Below are 22,417 nucleotides of genomic sequence, written 5' to 3' on the forward strand. Positions count from 1 at the left end.
GGCCGGATCCGGGCTGACTAGGGTGATCGGCATGCTGCGTGTGGGGTTGACGGGTGGGATCGGGGCCGGCAAGTCGACCGTGGCGAACCGGCTCGCCGAGCACGGCGCCGTCCTGATCGACTCGGACCGGATCGCCCGCGAGGTGGTCGAGCCCGGTACCGAGGGGCTCGCCCGGCTCGTCGAGGAGTTCGGCGAGGAGATCCTGGCCGCCGACGGTTCGCTCGACCGGCCCGCGCTCGCCGCGAAGGCGTTCGCCGACGACGAGTCGCGGCGCCGGCTGAACGCGATCGTCCACCCGCTGGTCGGTGCCCGCACCGGCGAGCTGATGGCCGCCGCCGCACCGGACGCCGTCATCGTCCACGACATCCCGTTGCTGGTCGAAAACGGCCTGGCGACGGCGTACCACCTGGTCGTGGTGGTCGACGCGCCGGTCGAGGTGCGGGTCCGGCGGCTGGTGACGGCGCGGGGCATGGCCGAGGACGACGCGCGGGCCCGGATCCGGGCGCAGGCGAGCGACGAGCAGCGCCGCGCCGTCGCGGACGTGTTCCTGGACAACGGCGGTGCCGAAGACGCCGTGCTCGCCGACGTCGACGCGCTGTGGGCCGACCGGCTCGTGCCGTTCGAGGCGAACATCCGGCTGCGCCGGCCGCGGCCGCCGGTGTCCCCGAAGATCGCCGAGTACGACCTCACCTGGCCGGCGCAGGCCGAGCGGGTGCTCGCCCGGGTCCGCGCGGTGGCGGGGGAGCTGGCCCGCCGCGCCGACCACATCGGCTCCACCGCCGTCCCCGGCCTGCCCGCCAAGGACGTCCTCGACCTCCAGCTCACGGTGGCCACGCTCGCCGACGCCGACACGCTCGAGGAGCTGCTGTCCGACGCCGGGTTCCCTCGGCTCGAGGGTGACTGGTGCGACGACGCCCCGGACGGCGGCGACCCGTGGCCCAAGCGCCTGCACGTCGGCGCCGACCCGAAGCGCGCGGTGAACCTGCACGTCCGGTCCGAGGAGACGCCGGCGTGGCGGCTCGCGCTGCTGTTCCGCGACTACCTGCGCGCGAACCCGGACGAGCGCGACGACTACCGCGACGTGAAGCTGCGGCTGGCCGGCGCGCACGCCGGGGACGGCAACGTCGCGTCCTACGCGGAGGAGAAGCAGGAGTTCGTCAACGGCGTGTTCGGCCGCGCGGAGAAGTGGGCCGGGACCACCGGCTGGACGCTCTAGGAGCCCAGCAGCCCGCGTTCGAACGCGACCGCGACGGCCGCCGCGCGATCGTTCACGCCGAGCTTCGCGTAGACGTGGATCAGGTGCGTCTTGACCGTCGCTTCGCTGATGAAGAGCTTCTTCGCCGCTTCTTTGTTCGTCGAGCCGCGGGCGACCAGGGTGAGCACTTCGAGCTCGCGCTGCGACAGCGTTTCTCGCACCGGCGCGCGCATCCGGCCCAGCAGCCGGCTGGCGACCGCGGGGGAGAGCACGGCCTCCCCGCGGGCGGCGGCTTCGACGGCGCGGAAGAGGTCCTCGCGCGGGGCGTCCTTGAGCAGGTAGCCCGTCGCGCCGGCCTCGACGGCGAGCAGGACGTCGGAGTCCGTGTCGTAGGTCGTGAGCACCAGGACCCGCGCCGGGTTGCCCAGCCGGGCCAGCTCGGTGATCGCCGCGACGCCGTCGGTGCCCGGCATCCGCAGGTCCATCAGCACGACGTCGGGGCGCAGCCGCTCGGCCAGCGCCACGGCTTCGGCGCCGTTCGCCGCCTCGCCGACGACCTCGAAGCCGCGGCCGGTGAAGATGCCGCGCAGCCCGTCGCGGACGATCGGGTGGTCGTCGGCGATGAGCACGGTGATCGTCATGCGGAGGCCTCCGGCGGGGACGGGACGGCGGGCAGGACGGCCGAGATCGCGGTGCCGCCGCCGGGTTCGGACTCGACGTGGAGCGTACCGGCGAGCCGCTCGACGCGCCGCCGCATCCCGGGCAACCCGAAGCCCGGCCCGGGCCCGGGGGTGAACCCGGCGCCGTCGTCGCGGACGTCGAGGGTCACCTCGTCGTCCATGTAGGACAGCGTGAGGCCGACCCGGCTCGCCGCGGCGTGCTTGTCCACATTGGACAACGCCTCCTGGGTGACCCGCAGGACGGTCGACTCGATCTCGGGGTGCAGCGGCCGCGGGTCGCCGGTGGCGGTGAACGCCGCGGGCACGCCGGTCCGCCCGCTCCACCGCGCCGCGACGCCGGCGAGCGCGTCGGGCAGCGTCGCGGTGTCCAGCGGCTCGGGGTGCAGCGCGCGCACCGAACGCCGGGCGGCGGTGAGGTTCTCCCGCGCGAGCGCGGTCGCGGAGTCCAGGTGCCGCTGCCGTTCCGCCGGCTCGTCCTGGGCCAGCGCGGCGGCCTCGAGCTGCGTGATGATGCCGGTGAAGCCCTGCGCCAGGGTGTCGTGGATCTCATGGGCCAGCCGCTGCCGCTCGTCGAGGATCCCGGCTTCCCGGGCCTGGCTGAGCAACTGTCGTTGCAGGCCTTCGTTTTCCGCGTGCGCCGCGGCGAGGTCGTCGAGCATGCGCCGGCGTTCCTCGTTCTGCCGGGCGATGGCCGTCGAGAGCAGGCCGCCACCCCCGATCGCCGCGGTCTGCACGACGATGATCGTGACCCAGATGGCCGGGCGCTCCCGCAGGGCGTGCACCGGGCCGCCGTTGCCGAGGGTGTTGATCAGCAGCGACGTCACCGCCAGCGCGGCGAAGGCGAGCCACGTGGGCCGCAGCCGCATGGCGGCCAGGAACGCGAAGATCATGAAGATGAGGAACGTGATGTCCCGGACCTCGAGGGCGCTGCCCAGCCCGATGACGCCGAGGAACGTGAGCAGGGCGAAGGCCGGTCGTTCGCGCAGCCGCGGCGGTGCGAGGACCACCGTCCCGAGCACCCAGAGCGCGGTCGCGGCGACCAGGGCGCCGGTGGTCGCCCACCACCGCGCGTCGTGGCCGCCGACGCCGAGGGTGACCACCGTCGCGACGGCCAGCAGCGCGCCGGGCAGGACGCGCTCGGCCCGGAACAGCCACGGCTGCCAGCCATCCGGGGTCCGCGCCGACTCCGGCGGCCACATCGGCCGGCTCCAGTCGACCTCGAGGCTCACGCTCTCATGTCCTTGAGCCGCGGCCAGATCTCCGCCCAGGTCGCGGTCCGGCCGGTGAGCCGCCAGACCGGCATGTGCTCGCTCGCGTTCGCGACGCCGAGCCGGTTGCCGACCTGCCCGGCGAGCTGCGCGCTCCCGAAGTACTTCGCGAGCTTCGCCGGGTCGTAGCCGACGAAGAGCACGGTGTCGGCGTCGTCGGCGGGCCGGCCGAAGTACCAGAAGCCGCGGCTCGGGCTGGAAACCTCGGGCAGGCCGTGCTCGGGCCCGTAGCGGTCGAGCGCGCCCGCCTGCCAGTAGCCGCCGGTGACGACGGCCGTGCCCGGCGGTGCCGTCCGGTACAGCGCGGCGACGTCGCCGGCGAGGTCCGGCCAGCCGATCTCTTCGGCCGCGTAGGCCGGCCGCGGCGCGCCCGGGTGGTCGGCCAGCCACTGCGCGGGCCAGAGCGGCAGCGTGAACGGCAGGCTGAACAGCGCGGACAGCACGAAGACCGGCCACGTCGGCACCCACCGCCACCACCGAGCCGGTTCCCGCGCTTCGAGGTGGACGGCGGCCGCGGCCCACAGGACGCCGAACATCCCAGCGGCGTAGTAGTACCGCCCGTTGGCGACCAGGAAGGCCGCGACGACCCCCAGCGCCGTCCAGCCGAGGAACCGGTACGGCCGCAGCTGCCGGCTCCCGAGCAGCACGGCCACGCCGTAGAGGACGCCGAGCGCGCCGATCACCCAGCCGGCGCCGGCCAGGAGGTTCGGGACGAAGCTCTCGCGGCCGCCCGCCGCGTCGACCTCGGCGCCGACCGCGTCACCCATGCCGAGCTGCGGCCAGCCGTTCGCGCGCTGCCACAGCAGCGTGGGCACCAGCGAGACGGCGGCGATCAGCGCGCCCAGCCAGAGCTTCGGGCGGCGCAACAGCTCCCGCGGCCCGACCACGAGGACCGCGAGCCCGGCCACCACCCAGAACGCGCCGATGAGCAGCTTGTCGTTGAGCGCCACCGCCGTCACGACGCCGAGCCACACCAGGAGCGCGTCGGCCCGGGTGCGGACCCAGCGGACCAGCAGCCACAGCACGAGCGCCCACAGCAGCGGGTCGATCGTCGACGTCGCCAGGTAGTGGCCGCTGCCGACGAACTGCCCGCAGATCGCGTACGCCGCCGCGGTGCGCGCCTGCGCTTTGCGCTGACCGCCGAGCTCCCGGGCGATCAGCGCGGTGACGACCACCCCGGCCGCGGTCGCGGCGATCGCCGGCAGCCGGAAGACGACCAGGTTCCCGGGCGCCAGGGAGTCCATCGCCCAGGCCAGGAACGGCACGAGCGGCGGCTGGTCGGCGTAGCCCCACGCCAGGTGCTTCCCGGCGGCGAGGAAGTACAGCTCGTCACCGAAGTAGCCGTAGCGGCCGGCCGTCAGCAGCAGGGCGGTGGCCGTGCCCAGCGCCAGCAGCGCGACCGGCAGCCGGGCAAAGGGGGCGAGGTCGGCTTTCGACTGGTCGGGGGCCGTGGCTACGGCGTCCATCATGCTCCTGTCGTGGGTCGGCGCCGGTCCTTCCCGCACCCTACGTGGGCCCGCGCGGGGTGACCGTGCGGATGGTGACGCCGGGCTCACGTGTGCGTGTTCACCAGCTTCGGCCACAGCTCGGACCAGGGCTCGGTCCGGCCGGTCGCCAGCCACAGCGGCACGCCGTCGAAGTGGCTCGGCTTCGCCGCGCCGGTGTCCACCTCCCCGATCGGCCGCAGGTCGGCGAAGTGCCCGAGCAGCGGCCGCGGATCGTCGCCCACGAACAGCACGTCGGTCGTGCTTTCCGGCGGGACGACCAGCGTCGCGTAGCCGCGGTTCCCGCTGGCCGGCTCGGGTAGGCCGAGGTCGCGGCCGTAGCGGTCGAGCGCGCTCGCCTGCCAGTACGTCCCGGTCACCACCGCGGTCCGGTCCCGGTCGGGCAGGCGGGCGAACGCGCCGGCCACCGAGCGGGCCCCTTCCGGCCAGCCGATTTCGGCGAAGGCGAACACGGGCGACGGCAGCGACGGGTGCTCGGTCAGCCACGCCCGCGGCCAGACCGGCAGCGCCACCGGAACGACTAGCACGACGGCCAGCGCGTAGCACGGCCAGGTCGCGACCCACCGCCACCAGCGCGCCGGTTCCCGGCGTTCGAGCGCGACGGCGGCCATCGCCCAGCACACCGGGTACATCCCGGCGACGTAGTAGAACCGGCCGTTGACCACCAGGAACACGACGGTCAGCAGCACGGTCGTCCAGCCGAGGAAGCGCAGCTCGCGGTCGCGCAGCAGCCGCCACAGGCCGTAGCAGAGCAGCACGGCGCCCACCGGGAGACCGGCGGTGACCAGGGCCGTCGGCAGGAACGTCAGCCTGCCGCCCCAGGTCCCGTCGACCTCGTGCGAGATCGCCGCGCCCATCCCCAGCTGCGGCCAGCCGTGCGTGGCCTGCCAGAGCAGCGTCGGCACCAGCGCCACCGCGGCGATCGCCGCGCCGAGCCACAGCGCGGGACGCCGCAGCAGCTCCCGCGGCCCGCAGACGAGGAGGGCGACCCCGGCGGCGAGCCAGAAACCGCCGATGAGGAACTTCGTGTACAGCGCGACCGCCGTCACCACGCCGGCCCAGACGAGCAGGCCGTCGGCGCGGGTGCGCAGCCACCGGACCAGCAGCCACAGCACCAGCGTCCAGAGGAACGGGTCCACTGTGGACGTCGCCAGGTAGTGCCCGCCCGCCAGGAACTCCGTCGAGACGGCGAAAGTGGCGGCGGCGAGCGTCTGGGCCTTCGCGCCGCCGCCCAGCTCGCGGGCGATCAGCGCGGTGAGCGCGACCCCGGCGAGCACCGCCAGCATCGCCGGGATCCGCAGCACGAACGGCGAGTGCCCGAGCGCGTCCATCGCCTTGGCCAGCAACGGAAGCAGCGGGGGCTGGTCGACATATCCCCACGCGAGGTGGCGCCCGGCGGCGAGGAAGTACAGCTCGTCGCCGAAGTAGCCGTAGCGGTTCGCCGTCAGCAGCAACGGGATCGCCATCAGCGCCGTCACGACCGCCACCGGCTTCACAGCTACCGGCCGGACGACGGCGGGTGCGGGCGCGGTCGTCACTCCCATCGGAACACCCGTACCGCGATCGTGGTGCAGACGACGGCGAACGCCGCCATCGCGCCGAGCTGCAGCAGCTCCGGCGCGTCCCCGGCCCAGGTGGCGCGCAGCGCGTTGAGCGTGGCACCCAGCGGCAGGGCGTCGGCGACGTGTTGCAGGAAGACCGGCAGCTGCTCCTTCGGCACCCAGACCCCGCCGAGCGCCAGCATCGGGAAGAACAGCGCGCTGCCGATGCCGCTCGCCGCGCGGCCGGTCGGCGCCAGCGCCGCCACCAGCAGCCCGACGGAGAACAGCGCCAGCGCGCCGAGGACGATCGAGAGCAGGAAACCGCCCGGGTTGCCCGGCAACGGAATGCCGAGCACGAGCCCGCCGACGCCCGCGATGAGCAGGACCACGACGACGGCCGCGGCCAGGTTCACCAGCAGCTGCGCGGTGAGCAGCCGGCTCGGCGGCACCGGGCTCGCGGAAAGGCGTTTCAGCAGGCCCTTTTCGCGGTAGGTGGCCATCGCGTTCGGAAACAGCGTCAGCGCCAACATGGCCAGCAGGATCGTGACGGCCATCGGCGCGATCACCGTGGCCAGCGCGCTGTGCCCGCCGTACTTCGGGTCGGGCTCGTTCGCGCCGGGCATGAGCCCGAACACCAGCAGCAGCGCGAGCGGGATGCCGACGACGACGGCCGGGGCGCCCGGGTCGCGCAGGAACACCTTGGCCTCGGCGGTGGTCAGCTTGGTCAGGACGGACATGGTTTCCCCCTTCATTCCGGCCGGTGGCCGGTGAGCGCGACGAAGGCGTCGTCGAGGCCGGCCTGCTCGACACGCAGGTCCCCGGCGATCACGCCGAGCCGGGCGAGCAGCGACGTCACCGCGTGGAGCACGTTCCCGCTCCCGCAGACCACGAGGCGGTCGCCGCTCCGTTCGGCCGTCCGGACCTCGGGCAGCGCCTCGAACACACCGGGGTCGAGCGGCGCCGACGGCCGGAACCGCACGACCTGCTCGTCGCTCACCCGCGCGACCAGCCCGGCCGGTGAGTCGACCGCGACGACGCGGCCGGCGTCGATCACCGCGATCCGGTCGCAGAGGCGTTCGGCCTCGGCCATGAAGTGCGTGACCAGCAGGATCGTCACGCCCTGGGCGCGCACGGCCTCGATCAGGTCCCACGTGTCGCGGCGGGCCTGCGGGTCGAGGCCGGTGGTGAGCTCGTCGAGCACCGCCAGCTCCGGGCTCCCGATCAGCGCGAGCGCGATGGACAGCCGCTGCTGCTGACCGCCGGAGAGCTTCTTGTAGGCCTTGTTGCGGTGCTCGGTCAGGCCGAGCGTGGCGAGCAGCCGGTCCGGGTCCGCCGGGGTGCGGTAGAAGGCGGCGTAGAGGTCGAGCAGCTCGCCGACCCGCAGCTTGTCCTGCAACCGGCCCTCCTGGAGCTGGACGCCGACGCGCTGGCGCAGCTCGGCCCGGTCGCGGCGCGGGTCGAGACCCAGCACCGAAAGCCGGCCGCCGTCGGGCGTCCGGAGGCCCTCCAGGCACTCGACGGTCGTGGTCTTGCCCGCGCCGTTCGGGCCCAGGATCCCGAAGATCTCGCCGCGCTCGACGGTGAACGACACGTCGTCGACCGCGACCTTGTCCCCGTACCGCTTGTGGAGGTGCTCGACCTCGATGACCGGCATGGCGCCGTCCCCCTTCTCGATCCGTTTCCGCTGGATCGAGAATCCCGTGCCGAGCCGGTCCGGCACGTCGTCGAACCGGTCACCGTCGCATCCACCGTTCGGAGGATGCGGTGGCCCCTAGGGGTGCCGGCGCCAGGTCAGCGTGATGTCCTTCGTGGACAGCCAGGCGGTGAGATCGTAGCCGTGGGCGGCCAGCCCTTCGACCGCCGCGTAGGTGGTCTCGAGCGCGTACTGCGCGTCTTCGCCGGTGACGAGCCCGGCGGCGTGGGCTTCGAGGAGCTCGTCGGTGTCGATCACGCGCAGCGACAGCTTGTCCTTGACCACCAGGTCGACGTAGAGGTCGGTGGCGACCCAGCGCGGGCCGTCGCGGCGCACGCGGACGACGTCGAGGTAGAAGTCCTGGTCGCGCTCGTGGCCGGGGGTGAACCAGAAGTCGGTGAACCGCAGGCCGAGCCCGGGCACCAGCCACGACTCGAGGTAGTGGAACTGGGCCCGCCCGGGCGTGGGGCGCGCGAGGTACAGGCCGAACGGCTCCTCGCGGTACTCCTCGACCTCTCGGAGGATGCCCTTCGGGTCGATGTTCGCGCGCGCGGCGGGGTCGAAGATCTCGACCTTCGGCGGGTGCAGTTCGGCCATGGGGCTCATCCTGCCCGGCGGGTCACGAATCGCGCAGACGCGACGCGCGAGCCACACGTTCGGGCTAAGGTCTGCCGACTGTGTGTGAGGGGAGCCGGGCATGTTCGGAATCATCAGACCGTGCCGGCATCGGCTGTCCGAGAGCCTGCACGCGGATTGGCTGGCGCACTTGTGCGGCCTCTGCCTCACGCTGCGCGACGAACACGGGCAGTTCGCCCGCGTCGTCACGAACTACGACGGGCTGATCATCTCGGCCCTGGTCGAGGCGCAGACGCCGGGTGTCGGCGGGCGCCGGAACGCCGGACCCTGCCCCTTGCGGGGGATGCGGACGGCATCGGTGGCGCGAGGCGAGGGCGCCCAGCTAGCGGCGGCGGTATCGCTGGTGCTGGCCGCGGCGAAGGTGGACGACCACGTCGAGGACCGCGACGGCGCGTTCGGCCGCCGTCCGGTGGCGATGGCGGCGCGCCGGGTCGCGTCCCGCTGGGCATCGCAGGGCAGCAGCACCGGCGGCCGGGTCGGGTTCGACACGTCGGTGCTGGTGGAGGCCGTCTCGCGCCAGGGTTCACTGGAGCATTCGGTCCGATTGGGCGACTCGGCACTCCTCGCGACCGAGCCGGCGGAGGTGGCGACGTCCGCGGCGTTCGCGCGGACGGCGGAGCTGGCCGGACGGCCGGGCAACGTGGCCCCGCTGGCGGAGGCGGGCCGGCTGTTCGGCCGGGTGGCGCACCTGCTGGACGCGGTCGAGGACCACGCGGCCGACGCTGAGGCGGGTGCGTGGAACCCGTTGCGGGCGACCGGAACCTCGCTGGAGGAGGCCCGCCGGCTGTGCGATGACGCGGTGCTCGGGGTGGAGCTGGCGTTGCGGGAGGCCAAGTTCGCGCGGCCGGGCCTGGTGCACGCGCTGCTGGTCCACGAGCTGCGCCAGGCAGTGCGGCGCGCCTTCGGGCACGGTTCGGGGCATGTGCATGGCGCGGGACATGGGCACGGTTCGGCGTTCGGGCCCGGTTCGGCGGCCGGAAGCAGTTCGGTCGCCGGGTCCGGCTCGGTGCACGCGCACGGCTCGGACGTGGAGCGTGGTTCGGGGCACGGCCACGGCCCGTCCTCCGCGCTCGGTCCGGTGGCCGGGGCCGGTGCGGACTTCGGATCCGGCTCGGCGTTCGCACCTGGCGAACACCGGCCGGGCGATCTCGCCGGGCAGCAGCCGCCGCCCGGGTGGATCGGGCCGGGGCCGACCCCTCAACAGCACCCGCACCAGGCGCCGCCGGGATGGATCGGCCGAGGGCCGGCTCCTCAGCAGTACCCGCACCAGCCTCCGGGCGGTCCGGGATCCGGTGCGCCGCAGGGCTTTCCGCCGCCAGGTCCGGTTCCGCCGCCGGGCGCGCCCGGTCCGGGCGGTCCCGGCGGCCGAGGCCCAGGCGGGCCCGGTGGCCCAGGCGGGCCCGGTGGCCCAGGCGGGCCCAGCGGCCCCGGCGGACCAGGAGGCCCGGGCGGACCAAACGGCCCCGGCGGCCCCGGCGGCCCCGGAGGTCCAGGAGGTCCAGGAGGTCCCGGCGGACCGGGTGGCCCAGGAGGTCCCGGCGGACCGGGTGGCCCAGGAGGCCCCGGCGATTCCGACGGCCCCGAATCGCTCGACGGCAAAGGCGGCGGCCTCTGGTACCCGAAGTTCGCCGTCCCGCCCAAGAAGCGCAACTTCTTCCTCGGCTGCGCACTGACCCCCTACATGTGCTGCACCTGCCAATTCTGCTGCCGCGATCCCTATCCTGGGCCGTGGAGCGGGAAGCCGCACTCGACCGGGGGCTGCGACTGCTGCGACTGCGACTGTGGTTGCTGTGACTGCTGTGACTGCTGTGACTGCAGTTGCTGAAGGGGGACCGAAAATGACCATGGGCGAGCTGCACGACCGGGGCCGCGAGAACTTCGCCGGGCTCGTCGAAGGCGGTGCGCAACGGCTCGACGCGTTGTTCGCCACCGTCCCGGCGCTGGGTGAGCTGGCGGTCGGCACCGTCTACGGCCACCTGCACGAACGGCCGGCGCTGGACGGCCGGACGCGGGAAGCCGCCACCCTGGCGGCGATCGTCGCTTCGGGCATGGTCGGCCCGCCGCTGAGCGTCCACCTCCGCACCGGCCTCGCCTCGGGGCTGTCGCCCGCCGAGGTCTGCGAGGTCGTCGTCCAGACGGCGGCCTTCGCCGGCTTCCCGCGCGCGGTTTCGGCCGCCGACCAGCTGAACCGCCTCTTCGAAGGCCATGGCCTCCCGATCCCGCCGCCGCCGTCGCCGCGTGAGGTGGTGCTCGCCTACCTCGCGGACCCCGGGACCGCGGTCGCCGAGGTGCTCGGGGAGTTCCCGCGCACCGAGGTCCAGGCGACCGGACCCGACCGGGCCCTGGTCTCGTGCTTCGGGGACGAGCCGGTGCCCGGGGCCGTCGTGCACTGCGCCGTGACCGGCGGCGAAGTCACCTCCGTCACGGTGTTCCGACCCCGCTGACCAGGCCCGACGGAAATTGTCGGTGGTGCGTCGTACTCTGGTCGACGTGGCTTTCGCAACCGAACACCCCGTGCTCGCCCAGTCCGACTTCCGGCCCGTCTCGGAGATCCCCCGGACCGGCGGCCGCTTCGAGGTGGTCAGTGACTACCAGCCCGCCGGTGACCAGCCGGCGGCCATCGACGACCTCGAACGCCGGATCCGGGCGGGCGAAAAGGACGTCGTGCTGCTGGGCGCCACCGGCACCGGCAAGTCGGCGACGACCGCGTGGCTGATCGAGCGCGTCCAGCGGCCGACGCTGGTGATGGCGCCGAACAAGACCCTGGCCGCGCAGCTGGCCAACGAGCTGCGCGAGCTGTTCCCGCACAACGCGGTCGAGTACTTCGTCAGCTACTACGACTACTACCAGCCCGAGGCGTACATCGCGCAGACGGACACCTACATCGAGAAGGACTCGTCGATCAACGACGACGTCGAGCGGCTGCGGCACTCGGCGACGATGAACCTGCTGTCGCGGCGGGACGTCATCGTGGTCGCCAGTGTCTCGTGCATCTACGGCCTGGGCACGCCGCAGTCCTACCTCGACCGGTCGTCGATGCTGAAGGTCGGCATGCAGCTCGACCGGGACGTCTTCCTGCGGGCGCTGGTGGACGTGCAGTACACGCGCAACGACATCGCGTTCGCGCGCGGCACGTTCCGGGCGCGCGGGGACACGGTCGAGATCATCCCGGCGTACGAGGAGCTGGCGATCCGCGTCGAGTTCTTCGGCGACGAGGTCGAGAAGCTGTACTACCTGCACCCGCTGACCGGGGACATCGTCAAGGAGGTCGACGAGGTCCGGATCTTCCCGGCGACGCACTACGTCGCGGGCCCGGAGCGGATGGAAAAGGCGATCCAGGGCATCGAAAAGGAGCTCGAGGATCGCCTGGCGGAGCTGGAGAAGTCCGGCAAGCTGCTGGAGGCGCAGCGGCTGCGGATGCGCACGGCCTACGACATCGAGATGATGCGGCAGGTCGGGTTCTGCTCCGGCATCGAGAACTACTCGCGCCACATCGACGGCCGCGGGGCGGGCACCGCTCCGGCGACGCTGATCGACTACTTCCCGGACGACTTCCTGCTGGTGATCGACGAGTCGCACCAGACGGTCCCGCAGATCGGCGGCATGTACGAAGGTGACATGTCCCGGAAGCGGAACCTCGTGGAGTACGGCTTCCGGCTGCCGAGCGCGGTCGACAACCGGCCGCTGACCTGGGAGGAGTTCTCCGACCGGATCGGGCAGACGGTGTACCTGTCGGCGACGCCCGGGCCGTACGAGATGGGCCAGGCGGGCGGCGAGTTCGTCGAGCAGGTCATCCGGCCGACCGGCCTGGTCGACCCGAAGGTGGTCGTGAAGCCGACCGAGGGCCAGATCGACGACCTGGTGCACGAGATCCGCGAGCGTGCGGAGAAGGACGAGCGCGTCCTGGTCACCACGCTGACGAAGAAGATGTCCGAGGACCTGACGGACTACCTGCTGGAGCTGGGCATCCGGGTGCGCTACCTGCACTCGGAGGTCGACACGCTGCGCCGGGTGGAGCTGCTGCGGCAGCTGCGGGCGGGCGACTTCGACGTGCTGGTCGGCATCAACCTGCTGCGCGAGGGTCTCGACCTGCCGGAGGTGTCGCTGGTGGCGATCCTCGACGCGGACAAGGAGGGCTTCCTCCGGAGCGGGACGTCCCTGATCCAGACGATCGGCCGCGCGGCCCGAAACGTGTCGGGCGAGGTCCACATGTACGCGGACAAGATCACCGACTCGATGAAGCACGCGATCGACGAGACCGACCGCCGCCGCGAGAAGCAGGTCGCCTACAACGTCGAGCGCGGGGTCGACCCGCAGCCGCTGCGGAAGAAGATCGCCGACATCCTCGACCGCGTGTACAGCGAGGCCGAAGACACCGAGCAGGTCTCGGTGGGCGGCTCGGGCCGCAACTCCTCCCGCGGCAAGAAGCCGGAGCAGGGCGACCGGGTCCGCAGCTCGGGGATGCTGGTCGACAAGGACGTCTCGGCGATGCCGCGCGCCCAGCTGGCCGACCTGATCCAGCAGATGACCGACCAGATGATGCAGGCGGCCCGCGACCTGCAGTTCGAGCTGGCCGCCCGGCTGCGCGACGAGGTCCAGGACCTGAAGAAGGAGCTCCGGGGCATGGACGCGGCCGGCATCAAGTAGTGAACGTCGAAGCCGTTGTCGCGTACTGCCTCGGCAAGCCGGGTGCCGAAGAGACCTACCCCTTCGGCGACCACGTGCTCGTCGCCAAGGTCGGCGGCAAGAGCTTCGCCTTCATCGGCCAGGAGGAGCCCGGCTCCGTCGCCGTCAAGTGCGGGTCCACCAAGGACGAAGCGGCCGAAGTCCGGGAACGGTACCCGGACTCCGTCACCGTCATGGACTACCTCGGCCGCTACGGCTGGAACCGCGTCGGGCTCGGCGCCGGGGTCCCCGACGCCGAGCTCGAAGAGCTCATCGATGTCTCCTACGACGACGTCGTCCGGCGGCTGCCGAAAGCGAAACGTCCCTAGGACGGTGCCGGTGCGTTCGAGTCCGGCTGCAGCATGCCGAAGATGTTGCCCTCGGTGTCCTTGACGTACGCCAGCCATCCGACGCCCGGCACCGGGTTCTTCGGCAGCGCCAGCGTTCCGCCCGCGTCGGTCACCGCGTCGAGCGACCGGTCGAGGTCGGCGACGTCGATCGTGTTCACGAACCCGTGCACTGGGGCCGTCTCTTCGGGCGCCGGGCCGACCCGCGGTACGAGCCCGCCGTCGATGCCGTCGCCCTCGCCGGTCGTGATCACCCAGTACGGGATGTCGCCCCAGCGCTCGAACTTCCAGCCGAACACCGCCGTGTAGAAGGCCACCGCGCGTTCGGGGTCGCCCGCGTGGATCTCGAAGTGGACAGGGCGAGGCATGCGCGCCTCCTCAGGCCGGGCCGTCAAGGTGCCGTGAGACTACGCCCGGCCTGAGGAAAGTCACAGCCGGGAAATTACAGCGGCGGCCGCGCCGCAAGGGTGAGGTCGGCGTCGAAGTCCGGGAACCCGGCCGGGGCACTCCGCGCCGTCAAAGCGGAAGCGGCCGGCAGTCCCGCCCAGCGCCGGACCGTCGCGGTCGCCGCGGCGGCGTCGGCCGCGGGCAGCTGCGCGATCTTCGACCCGTGGTTGCCGCCCGGTACGTAGTAGCGGTACGAGTCGCGGCTGCCGAAGCCCAGTTCGAACGGCTCGGCGCCCCACGGGTCGTTCGAGCCGTACACGAACAGCAGCCGGGTGCCGCGGGACTTCACCCAGAAGTCGATGTCCGGCATGGCCAGGTAGTCGAAGCGCGGGATCTTCACCGACGACGGCACGAACGTCTTCGGCTGGTCGGCGCCCGGGTAGCGGAGCAGGTCGCGCAGGTAGCCGTCGTACGCCTCGGGCGAACCCAGCTGCGCGGCCGCCTGGTAGTAGTACGGGATGAACGGCTCGAGGTCCTGGTCCGAGTAGGTGTTGAGGCTCTCGACCTTCTCGTACCAGGCGTAGACGTCGGCCGCGGGCGCACCGGCCTTCGGGACCGTCGCGCAGTCCGCCTGCTTCTGGTACTGCCAGAACGCGAAGTACGAGTCGATCACCGAGATCTCGAGGGACTTGTCGGCCGAGCCGACGATCGAGAAGGTCAGCCCGCGTTTCGCCGCGTCCGCCGCCGCGATCACGCCCAGCTCGGCCCGCCGCTTGAGCGCGTCCCGCTGGATCGCCTTCAGCGCGTCCCGGCAGCCCGGGTCGTCGCCGACGCGGGAGAGGAACCGGTTGTAGACGTCGACCGGGTCGATGACGTCGTTGGGCGCGACGTAGGGGATCGTCGCGTCGACATCGTCGGGGAAGAAGCGCCGGAAGTACGTCGCGGTCATGCCGCCCTTGCTGCCGCCGGTGGCCAGCCACTTGCCCGGGTAGATCGCCTTGAACGCCTGCACCGCGCGGTGCTCGTCGGCGGCGGCCTGCCAGATCGTCAGCTGCTTCGCCCAGTTCTCCGGTTGCGGCCGCGACGGCGTGAAGTACCGGTACTCCATCGAAAGCTGGTTGCCGTCGACGATCTGCGTCGGCTCCGACCGGTTCGGCGCGGTGCTGACGTTGTAGCCGCTGGTGAAGGCGACCGTCGGCGCGGTGAAGTCGCGGTGCAGCAGGGTGAACCGCTGCTGGAACGTGCCCGCGCCGGGGTGGCGGTGGTCGGCGGGCTGGGTGAAGGTCAGCTCGAAGAACCGGTACCCGGCCGGCGCCGGGTCCTCCTTGACGACCGTGAGCCCGGGGATGTGCGCCAAGGCGGTTTCGATGTCGGTCGCCGCGCTCGCGGCGGGCGCCAGGCCCACCACCATCAGCACGGCCGCCACAGCGGTGAACAGTCTGCGCATGGACGCACCCTCCCCGGCTTCGGATCCCACCGTGGGACCCTCACAGAACCGGCGGCGGTCGGCAATCGGCTGTCCGGGCGCAGAATCGGTCAGGTTCCGACTTTCGTCGGGTGGCGCGCGCGTCCTCCGCCGTGCGCAACCGCGGGCACCGTGCGAGTTGTCCGGCTGATCAGCGCCACGTTACGGTCCGAACCCGTAGGCACCGGCATCGAGCGAGGGGTCCGCCATGAAGGTTTCCGACTGCCCTACGACCCAGGTCGAAGTCCGCATCGCCGCGCGACCGGCCGAGGTCTGGTCCTGGCTCCTCGACATCGACCTGCCGGCCCGGTTCTCGACCGAGTTCCAGGGCGGGGGCTGGGTCGGGAACGCCGAGCCCGGCTTGGGCGCGCGGTTCCGCGGCCGCAACTCCCACCCGGTCGCCGGGGAGTGGGAGACGGTCTCGACGGTGACCGGCTACGAGCCCGAGCGGCTGTTCGCGTGGGCCGTGATGGACGTGGCGAACCCGGCCGCGTCGTGGCGCTTCGAGCTCGTCCCCGACGGCGACGGCACGATCCTGCGCCAGTGGGCCCAGATCGGCCCCGGCCCGTCCAACCTGACGGCGATCATCGGCTCGATGCCCGAGCACGAGGAGGAGATCGTCGCGATGCGCCTGGGCGAGCTGCAGGCCAACATGCAGAAGACGGTCGAAGGCATCAAGGCCCTCGCCGAAAGCGGGGTCCACGCCGCCTAGCGGAGCACCTTGTCCACATAGGACTTCACGGCGGCGAGCGCGGCGGGGGAGCGCCACAGCCGTTCGACCTCGGGGTCGTCGGTGTGGCGGTGCTCGGCGATCCGCTCGTGGAAGGGCTGGCGGATCTGGGCCTTGGTGTGCGCGAACGCCTCGGCGGGCAGCTCGCCGAGGCGGGTCGCGACGGCCAGCGCCCGCTCGAGCACGTCCTCCGGTGGAGCCAGCTCGTCGACCAGGCCGCGCGCCAGGGCGTCCTCGCCGCCGCACGTCGAACCCGAGTAGGTCAGCGCCGGCAGCGGTTCCGTGCCGTAGGCGCAGCGCAGGATCTCCAGCGCGGACAGCGGGAACGGCACCCCGACCAGCAGTTCCGTCACGCCGATGGCGCCCGGTCCGAGTACGCGGTGGTCGCAGGCCGCGGCGAGGACGGCGCCGCCGGCGATGGCCGGCCCGTTCAGCGCCGCGACCACCGGACGCGGGAAGCCGAACACGGCCAGCAGCGCGTCGGACAGCAGCGGCAGGAACTCCGACACGTACGCCGCGCCGCCGTCGTGGATCCGCTTGAGGTCGACCCCCGCGGAGAAGATGCGCCCGGCGCCGGTGAGCACCACCGCACGGGCCTGCGCAGCCTCCTCCAGCCGGAGCACGAGCTCGCGGCAGGAGTCGCTGTCGAGGGTGTTGGCCTTGCCGTGGTCGAACCGCAGCACGGCGACGTCGTGGTGGTGCTCCAGGGTGATCGGCACGCGCCCGACCGTACCCCGGCGAGGCGGTCCGCTCAGGTCCTGGCGCTCAACCGGACGACGCCGAAGTGCTCGCGCCGCACCAGCTCGGTGACCTCGTCGAGCGTCGGCAGGCGGCCGGCCGGGAACTTCAGGCCGATCTGCCGCGCGGCCCCGCGCAGCCCGAGTTCGGTGATCCGGTCCAGGTAGAGCCGCACCACGGCGGCCTCGTCGTCGAGGAGCACGCCGCGCATCGGCGTGGTCCGCCCGGCGAACGTCACGTCGGCGTCCGCGCCGCCGGTGAAGTTCAGCCGCCAGCCGGCGGGCGTGAGCACGTACCGCCCGCCGGCGTCGCGGTGCGCGGTCACCGGGACCCGGTAGCGGCGTCCGGACCGGCGGCCGGTGAAGGCGAGCAGCATGAACTCGCGCACGCCGCGCCCGAGTGGGCTCGGCAGCAGCGCGCGCAGCACCCCGTTGAACGCCTTCACCAGCGGCGCGGGCGGCTGGTGGCCCTCGACCACGGCGGACATCAGCTGGTGATGTCCTTGCGGGCGAACCGCCAGCCGGCGTAGAGGAAGAACACCGTGCCGTAGATGACCGCCGACAGCATGCCGCTCGCCAGGTTCGTCCAGTCGACGTCGGTCGAGATCAGGTCCATCCACGAGAACGCGTAGTGCGTCGGCAGGTAGTTCCGCAGGCCCTCCAGCGCCGTGATCTGGTCGAGGATCTGCGACAGGATCGCCACCAGCACCGCGCCGCCGACCGCGCCGAGCGGGGCGTCGGTCGACACGCTCAGCGCCAGCGCCAGCCCGGCCACCCAGGCCAGCTGCAGGATGATGTACACAGTGGACAGTGCGATGGCCAGCAGGCTGTCGCCGAAGGACACCGCGTCGCCGGTGGGACTGATCGCGTCGCCCGCCCCGTACCAGATCACGCCGACACCGAGCGACACCAGCGGCAGCAGGATCAGCGCCGCCGCCGACAGCAGCCCGGACACGATCGCCTTCTGCCGCAGCACCCGCTGCCGCGGCACCGGGATCGCCAGCAGGTACTTCAGGCTCGACCACGACGCCTCGCTCGCGATCGTGTCGCCGAAGAACAGCGCGACGATCATCGGCAGCAGGAACGTCCCCGACACGAACAGCGCCAGCACGACGAAGTTCGGCGCGGACGCCGTGGCCAGGTCGACGAACCCGCCGCTGCGCCGGTTCGGGTTCGACTGCCCCGCCTCGAACGCGAGCACCAGGGTGAACGGCAGGATCGCGACGAACCCGAGCAGGAACTGCGTGCGCCGCCGCTTGAGCTGGCGCCGCAGCTCGACGCCGAGCCGCAGCGTCCGCCGGGCGACGTAGCCCTCGACGGCACCGTCCGGCCCGACCTCGGCGTGCTCGTGCGACGCGACGTCGCTCAGCTCGTCCAGCGCGTGCGGGTCGGTGTGCACACCCTCGCTCATGATTCCTCTCCGACCAGTTGCAGGAACGCGTCTTCCAGCCGGCGCCTCGGTCCGGCCTGCTCCACGGCGACGCCGGCGCGGACCAGCGCCGCGACCGCCTCGGCGCGCGGCATCCCGTCGAGGTCGGCGTGCACGAGGTCGCCGTCGACGTCGACCGAGGTGACGCCGGGAGCGGCCTTCAGCGCCGCGGCGGCGGCTGCCGGATCGTCGACCCGGAACGTCGCCTCGCCGCCGGCCGCGGCCAGCTCGCCGACCTCGCCCGAGGCGACCAGCGCGCCGCGGTGCATGACCACGACGTGCGTGCAGGTCTGCTCGACCTCGGCCAGCAGGTGGCTGGACACGACCACCGTGCGGCCGGTCGCGGCGTAACGCTGCAGCACCTCGCGCATCTGGTGGATCTGGGGCGGGTCGAGCCCGTTGGTCGGCTCGTCGAGGACCATCAGCTCCGGCAGGCCGAGCATCGCCTGGGCGATCGCCAGCCGCTGCCGCATGCCCTGGCTGTAGGTCCGCACCCGGCGGTCGACCGCCGCGCCGAGCCCGGCGATCTCCAGCGCCTCGCCGAAGTGCGCCTTCTCCGCCGGCCGCCCGGTGGCCGCCCAGTACAGCTCGAGGTTCGCCCGGCCGGACAGGTGCGGCAGGAACCCGGAACCCTCGACGAACGAGCCGATGCGCGAGAGCACCGGAGCGCCGCCGGTGATCTTGTGCCCGAAGACCCGGATGTGGCCCTTCGTCGGCGTGATCAGGCCCATCAGCATCCGCAGCGTGGTCGTCTTGCCCGCGCCGTTCGGCCCGAGCAGGCCGAGCACCTGGCCCGGCTCGACGCGGAAGGACAGGTCGTTCACCGCGACGAACCCGCCCGGGTACTCCTTGCGCAGGCCTTCGATGACCAGCGGGGTGGTGGCGAGCTCGGGGTCGATGTCGGTGGCCCGGCGGCGGCGCAGCACCGCGAAGAGCACCGCGGCCACGGCGATCGCGAGCGTCACGCCGATGCCCACCAGCTGCCCGACCGGGGCCGGCGAGCCGACGGACGTCCCGGGGACGACCGGCACGGCCAGCGCCGTCCCGCCGGCCAGCGCGACCCGGAACACCGCGGGCGCGGCCGGGGTCGCGAACGCCTGGTCGGTCGTGCCGACGACCAGGCGCAGCGAGTGCCCGCCCTCGATCGGCCGGACGACGCCGGGCAGCGTCACGGTGACGTCGACCGGGGTGCCGTCGGCGGGCAGGCCGCTCACCCGGAACGGGGCGATCGCGTTGGCGGGCAGCACCCGCGAGCCGTCCTGACCGATGTCGTAGAGCTTCGCGAACAGCACCGCGTCCGGCTGCGGGTGCGCCGGGTCGGCGGCGACCCGCAGCCGCACGGTGGAGGAGCCGCTGACGACGATCTGCCCGTCGACCGGCGCGGTCGTGAACTGCGCGGCCTGACCCGGCGGGTCGTTGCTGAACAACGCGCCGAGGCGCGACGTGCTGCTCGCGACGCCGTTGAGGCCGGGGATCCCGCTCACCGCCGAGGGGTTCGCCCCGGCCGGGCGCACGATCGACTGGGCGGGCCCGGCCATCGCCAGCAGCCGCCGTTCGGTGGCCGGACCGGTGAGCCCCGGGTAGGTGGCGGCGTTGACCGTGCGGACCGACGGCGTTCCGTTGGCGCGCAACGTGCCCTGGACGTCGTAGCTGAACCCGGTGCCCGGGTCGCCGCCGTCGACGGCCGTCCAGAGGAAGTCGGCGATCTTGCCGCGCAGCTGCGGCCCGGGCTTGCCGCCGTCGTGGCCGCCGGTGTACCAGATCGTGCGCACCTTGCCACCCGCCGCGGTGATCTGGCGCGCGGTGGCGTCGGACTGGTCGAGGCCGAACAGCGTGTCGCTCTCGCCCTGGACCAGCAGGGTCGGGACGGTGATCTTGCCCGTCACCGAGACGGGGGAGACGCGGCGCAGCAGGTCGACGCTCGCCTGGCTCGCCTGCCCGGTGGTGCCGAGCTCGGTGTAGGCGCGGCAGACGGCGGCGGTGAACCGGCCGCACGGGTCGGCCGGCGCGCTCTGGCGTCCGCCGCCCGCGCCCGGGGGCACGGCGGGGACGGCGGCCGCGGCGCCGCCGGCGGCTCCCGTCGAGCCGGCGTCCGTCTGCTGCCCGGCCTCCGGCGCCTCGGCCGACGGCGAGCCGCTGGAGGCCGCGCCGGAGCCGGCCGAGAAGAAGATGCCGGCCCAGCTCTTCTTGAACACGCCGTCGGTCGCGAAGGCGCCGGCGGCCGGCGTGCCCGAGGCGGTGAGGCCGGGCGTGGCCGCGTTCGGGACCAGGCCCTGCGCGAGGTCGTTGTAGGTGATCACCGGGGCGATCGCGTCGACGCGCTTGTCCGTGCCGGCCAGCAGCAGCGAGAGCGCGCCGCCGTAGGAAGCGCCGGTGACGGCGACCTTCGGGTCACCGCCCGCGTCCGTGGTCACCTGGTGCTGCGCGACGAGCCGGTCGATCAGGCGGCTCGCGTCGGCGACCTCGCCGTCCGGGTCGTTGAGCCCGATCTTGCCGGTGCTCTTGCCGAACCCGCGCGCGGACCACGTCATGACGACGAAGCCCTTCCGGGCGAGTTCGCGCGCGTCGTCGGCGACGCTGTTCTTGTCCCCGCCGAAGCCGTGCGCGAGCAGCACCGCGGGTGCGGGCACGGTGGCGGGCAGGTAGGTGGTCGTGTCGATCTTGACCTGCTCCGCCGAACCGGGGGCGGCGGGCATGTCGATCAGCGCGTCCTGCGTGGGCACCGGCGCGGGCGCGGCCGGGCGCGTGATCCAGAAGACCGCGCCGGCGGCCAGGACCACGACGACGGCGGCGAGCGCGGTGAGGCGGGCTCCGCGTGTTCGCGGGAGCGGGAGTCGGGGCACGAGGTGACCGTATGTGAAGTTTCCTGAGAGTGCCTTCAACGGCTCACATCGATCACACGCTCGTGACCGCCTGGTGGACCGAGGTGACCGAAATTACAGGACCAACCTGGTGACGTGGGCGATTCCGGCTGGCGCTTTGCCGGGGAGAACCGGCAAACTGGACGCGCTGTGAGGGGAGTATTCCTTCGCGGCGGTGTCGTCAGCACGGTGGCCCTGCGCCCCCGGCACCGTCGGCCGGTGGTTTCACCGGCGGAAGAGACCTCCGGTTAGTTGCTCATGCGCACTATCCGGAGGTTCTGGTTCCATGAATGTCCCCCTGTGGCTGTGGATCGCCACGATCGGTGGCCTGCTGGTGCTCATCGCACTGGACCTGGTCATCGTCGATCGCAAGCCGCACGAAGTGACCACGGGGGAAGCCGCTCGCTGGGTGATCTTCTACGTCTCCTGCGCGGTCCTCTTCGGTGCGGGCGTGTGGTTTTTCGCCGGGCACGAGCCGGGCGTCGAGTTCTTCACCGGGTACATCACCGAGTACTCGCTGAGCGTCGACAACCTGTTCATCTTCATGATCATCATGGCGTCGTTCAAGGTGCCCGCCATCCACCAGCACCGCGTGCTGCTGGTCGGCATCCTGCTCGCGCTGGCCTTCCGCAGCGTCTTCATCGCCATCGGCGCCGCGCTGATCGCGCAGTTCGTCTGGGTGTTCTTCCTCTTCGGCGCGATCCTGGTCTGGACCGCGGTCAGCATGCTGCGCAACAAGGGTGAGGATGAGGAGTACCACGAGAACGCCGTCACCCGGCAGGTCCGCAAGTTCGCCCCGGTGACCGACGACTACCACGGCCACCACTACACGGTGAAGCTGAACGGCAAGCGGATGATCACGCCGATGCTGCTCGTGATCGTGGCCATCGGCTCGGCCGACCTGCTGTTCGCGGTCGACTCGATCCCGGCGATCTTCGGCATCACGCAGGAGGCGTTCCTCGTCTTCACCGCCAACGCGTTCGCGCTGATGGGCCTGCGGCAGCTGTACTTCCTGCTCGGCGGGCTGGTGACGAAGCTGGTCTACCTGACCTACGGCCTGGCGGTGATCCTCGCCTTCATCGGCGCGAAGCTGTTCCTGCACGCCCTGCACGAGTACCACGTCGTGCCGGACTGGCTGGACATCAACAACTGGGTCTCCCTCGGCGTCATCATCGTCGTGCTCACCGTGACCACGGTGGCGAGCCTGGCGAAGGCCCGGCGCGACGAGCGCAAGCAGGTCGCCGCGTAAGTCCCGACGAAGGTCGTTCGCAGGGCTAA

General features: G+C 72.5%; 19 protein-coding genes and 1 pseudogene. 7 read left to right on the top strand and 13 right to left on the bottom strand.

The features are described from left to right. The first annotated feature begins 31 nt into the window (after window positions 1-31). Window positions 32-1,216, top strand: a complete 1,185-nt coding sequence (coaE, locus tag ACZ7PG_RS50570; RefSeq protein ID WP_470246392.1) for a dephospho-CoA kinase — start codon at window positions 32-34, stop codon at window positions 1,214-1,216. Here the strand turns inward: coaE and ACZ7PG_RS50575 are convergent. The 7 genes from ACZ7PG_RS50575 to ACZ7PG_RS50605 form a co-directional block, all read right to left on the bottom strand. After that, window positions 1,213-1,836 carry a response regulator gene (locus tag ACZ7PG_RS50575; protein WP_470246393.1) on the bottom strand — a complete coding sequence of 208 codons (624 nt, stop codon included), beginning with the start codon at window positions 1,834-1,836 and terminating at the stop codon, window positions 1,213-1,215. The genes coaE and ACZ7PG_RS50575 overlap by 4 nt on opposite strands. Continuing rightward, window positions 1,833-3,104, bottom strand: coding sequence for a histidine kinase (locus tag ACZ7PG_RS50580; RefSeq protein ID WP_470246394.1), 1,272 nt, complete (start codon window positions 3,102-3,104; stop codon window positions 1,833-1,835). The genes ACZ7PG_RS50575 and ACZ7PG_RS50580 overlap by 4 nt, the downstream gene beginning before the upstream one ends. Continuing rightward, complete coding sequence (locus ACZ7PG_RS50585) at window positions 3,101-4,609, bottom strand: ArnT family glycosyltransferase (protein ID WP_470246395.1); 1,509 nt, start codon at window positions 4,607-4,609, stop codon at window positions 3,101-3,103. The genes ACZ7PG_RS50580 and ACZ7PG_RS50585 overlap by 4 nt, the downstream gene beginning before the upstream one ends. Before the next feature lie 86 nt (window positions 4,610-4,695). After that, complete coding sequence (locus ACZ7PG_RS50590; protein WP_470246396.1) at window positions 4,696-6,192, bottom strand: glycosyltransferase family 39 protein; 1,497 nt, start codon at window positions 6,190-6,192, stop codon at window positions 4,696-4,698. Beyond that, window positions 6,183-6,926, bottom strand: a complete 744-nt coding sequence (locus ACZ7PG_RS50595) for an ABC transporter permease (RefSeq protein WP_470246397.1) — start codon at window positions 6,924-6,926, stop codon at window positions 6,183-6,185. Before ACZ7PG_RS50595 ends, ACZ7PG_RS50590 begins: the two co-directional genes overlap by 10 nt. Window positions 6,927-6,937: 11 nt before the next feature. Beyond that, complete coding sequence (locus tag ACZ7PG_RS50600; protein WP_470246502.1) at window positions 6,938-7,843, bottom strand: ABC transporter ATP-binding protein; 906 nt, start codon at window positions 7,841-7,843, stop codon at window positions 6,938-6,940. 117 nt (window positions 7,844-7,960) lie between these two features. Then, on the bottom strand, window positions 7,961-8,479 hold the full coding sequence (locus ACZ7PG_RS50605) for a ribonuclease FAU-1 family protein (RefSeq protein WP_470246398.1): 519 nt from the start codon (window positions 8,477-8,479) through the stop codon (window positions 7,961-7,963). Between the two features lie 100 nt (window positions 8,480-8,579). On the opposite strand from ACZ7PG_RS50605, the pseudogene ACZ7PG_RS50610 reads away from it, so the two are divergent. The 4 genes and pseudogenes from ACZ7PG_RS50610 to ACZ7PG_RS50625 form a co-directional block, all read left to right on the top strand. Further along, window positions 8,580-9,455: pseudogene (locus ACZ7PG_RS50610) on the top strand (DUF5685 family protein); the annotation flags it as partial. Window positions 9,456-10,356: 901 nt separating this feature from the next. Next, entirely contained in the window at window positions 10,357-10,962 is a 606-nt protein-coding gene (locus ACZ7PG_RS50615) for a carboxymuconolactone decarboxylase family protein (RefSeq protein WP_470246399.1), read from the top strand. 46 nt (window positions 10,963-11,008) lie between these two features. Beyond that, entirely contained in the window at window positions 11,009-13,165 is a 2,157-nt protein-coding gene (gene uvrB / locus ACZ7PG_RS50620) for an excinuclease ABC subunit UvrB (protein WP_470246400.1), read from the top strand. Further along, window positions 13,165-13,512 carry an MmcQ/YjbR family DNA-binding protein gene (locus ACZ7PG_RS50625; protein WP_470246401.1) on the top strand — a complete coding sequence of 116 codons (348 nt, stop codon included), beginning with the start codon at window positions 13,165-13,167 and terminating at the stop codon, window positions 13,510-13,512. The genes uvrB and ACZ7PG_RS50625 overlap by 1 nt, the downstream gene beginning before the upstream one ends. Here ACZ7PG_RS50625 and ACZ7PG_RS50630 read toward each other — a convergent pair. Together ACZ7PG_RS50630 and ACZ7PG_RS50635 are read right to left on the bottom strand one after the other, a co-directional pair. Continuing rightward, window positions 13,509-13,898, bottom strand: coding sequence for a VOC family protein (locus ACZ7PG_RS50630; RefSeq protein ID WP_470246402.1), 390 nt, complete (start codon window positions 13,896-13,898; stop codon window positions 13,509-13,511). The two genes, ACZ7PG_RS50625 and ACZ7PG_RS50630, sit on opposite strands and share 4 nt — an antisense overlap. 74 nt (window positions 13,899-13,972) lie before the next feature. Next, window positions 13,973-15,364 carry a S28 family serine protease gene (locus tag ACZ7PG_RS50635; protein WP_470246403.1) on the bottom strand — a complete coding sequence of 464 codons (1,392 nt, stop codon included), beginning with the start codon at window positions 15,362-15,364 and terminating at the stop codon, window positions 13,973-13,975. Window positions 15,365-15,590: 226 nt separating this feature from the next. On the opposite strand from ACZ7PG_RS50635, the gene ACZ7PG_RS50640 reads away from it, so the two are divergent. After that, the gene (locus ACZ7PG_RS50640; protein ID WP_470246404.1) at window positions 15,591-16,094 is read left to right on the top strand and encodes an SRPBCC family protein; all 504 of its coding nucleotides are present in this window, start codon (window positions 15,591-15,593) and stop codon (window positions 16,092-16,094) included. On the opposite strand, the gene ACZ7PG_RS50645 is transcribed toward ACZ7PG_RS50640, so the two are convergent. From ACZ7PG_RS50645 to ACZ7PG_RS50660, 4 genes are read right to left on the bottom strand one after another with little or no spacing between them, the layout of a single operon-like run. Next, window positions 16,091-16,831, bottom strand: coding sequence for an enoyl-CoA hydratase/isomerase family protein (locus ACZ7PG_RS50645; RefSeq protein ID WP_470246405.1), 741 nt, complete (start codon window positions 16,829-16,831; stop codon window positions 16,091-16,093). The genes ACZ7PG_RS50640 and ACZ7PG_RS50645 overlap by 4 nt on opposite strands. A gap of 32 nt (window positions 16,832-16,863) precedes the next feature. Continuing rightward, entirely contained in the window at window positions 16,864-17,337 is a 474-nt protein-coding gene (locus ACZ7PG_RS50650; protein WP_470246406.1) for a hypothetical protein, read from the bottom strand. Beyond that, window positions 17,337-18,260: an ABC transporter permease gene (locus ACZ7PG_RS50655; protein WP_470246407.1), complete on the bottom strand. Its 924-nt coding sequence runs from the start codon at window positions 18,258-18,260 to the stop codon at window positions 17,337-17,339. Before ACZ7PG_RS50655 ends, ACZ7PG_RS50650 begins: the two co-directional genes overlap by 1 nt. Next, window positions 18,257-21,121: an alpha/beta fold hydrolase gene (locus ACZ7PG_RS50660; RefSeq protein ID WP_470246408.1), complete on the bottom strand. Its 2,865-nt coding sequence runs from the start codon at window positions 21,119-21,121 to the stop codon at window positions 18,257-18,259. Before ACZ7PG_RS50660 ends, ACZ7PG_RS50655 begins: the two co-directional genes overlap by 4 nt. A gap of 304 nt (window positions 21,122-21,425) precedes the next feature. On the opposite strand from ACZ7PG_RS50660, the gene ACZ7PG_RS50665 reads away from it, so the two are divergent. After that, entirely contained in the window at window positions 21,426-22,388 is a 963-nt protein-coding gene (locus tag ACZ7PG_RS50665; RefSeq protein WP_470246409.1) for a TerC family protein, read from the top strand. The last annotated feature ends 29 nt before the right edge of the window (window positions 22,389-22,417 follow it).

The sequence above is a fragment of the Amycolatopsis sp. NPDC114504 genome (genome assembly GCF_055633595.1).

Coding starts and splice junctions, on each gene's coding strand:
- coaE (WP_470246392.1), top strand. CDS start 32: ATGCTGCGTGTGGGGTTGACGGGTGGGATCGGGGCCGGCAAGTCGACC.
- ACZ7PG_RS50575 (WP_470246393.1), bottom strand. CDS start 1,836: ATGACGATCACCGTGCTCATCGCCGACGACCACCCGATCGTCCGCGAC.
- ACZ7PG_RS50585 (WP_470246395.1), bottom strand. CDS start 4,609: ATGGACGCCGTAGCCACGGCCCCCGACCAGTCGAAAGCCGACCTCGCC.
- ACZ7PG_RS50590 (WP_470246396.1), bottom strand. CDS start 6,192: ATGGGAGTGACGACCGCGCCCGCACCCGCCGTCGTCCGGCCGGTAGCT.
- ACZ7PG_RS50595 (WP_470246397.1), bottom strand. CDS start 6,926: ATGTCCGTCCTGACCAAGCTGACCACCGCCGAGGCCAAGGTGTTCCTG.
- ACZ7PG_RS50600 (WP_470246502.1), bottom strand. CDS start 7,843: ATGCCGGTCATCGAGGTCGAGCACCTCCACAAGCGGTACGGGGACAAG.
- ACZ7PG_RS50605 (WP_470246398.1), bottom strand. CDS start 8,479: ATGGCCGAACTGCACCCGCCGAAGGTCGAGATCTTCGACCCCGCCGCG.
- ACZ7PG_RS50615 (WP_470246399.1), top strand. CDS start 10,357: ATGACCATGGGCGAGCTGCACGACCGGGGCCGCGAGAACTTCGCCGGG.
- ACZ7PG_RS50630 (WP_470246402.1), bottom strand. CDS start 13,898: ATGCCTCGCCCTGTCCACTTCGAGATCCACGCGGGCGACCCCGAACGC.
- ACZ7PG_RS50635 (WP_470246403.1), bottom strand. CDS start 15,364: ATGCGCAGACTGTTCACCGCTGTGGCGGCCGTGCTGATGGTGGTGGGC.
- ACZ7PG_RS50640 (WP_470246404.1), top strand. CDS start 15,591: ATGAAGGTTTCCGACTGCCCTACGACCCAGGTCGAAGTCCGCATCGCC.
- ACZ7PG_RS50650 (WP_470246406.1), bottom strand. CDS start 17,337: ATGTCCGCCGTGGTCGAGGGCCACCAGCCGCCCGCGCCGCTGGTGAAG.
- ACZ7PG_RS50655 (WP_470246407.1), bottom strand. CDS start 18,260: ATGAGCGAGGGTGTGCACACCGACCCGCACGCGCTGGACGAGCTGAGC.
- ACZ7PG_RS50665 (WP_470246409.1), top strand. CDS start 21,426: ATGAATGTCCCCCTGTGGCTGTGGATCGCCACGATCGGTGGCCTGCTG.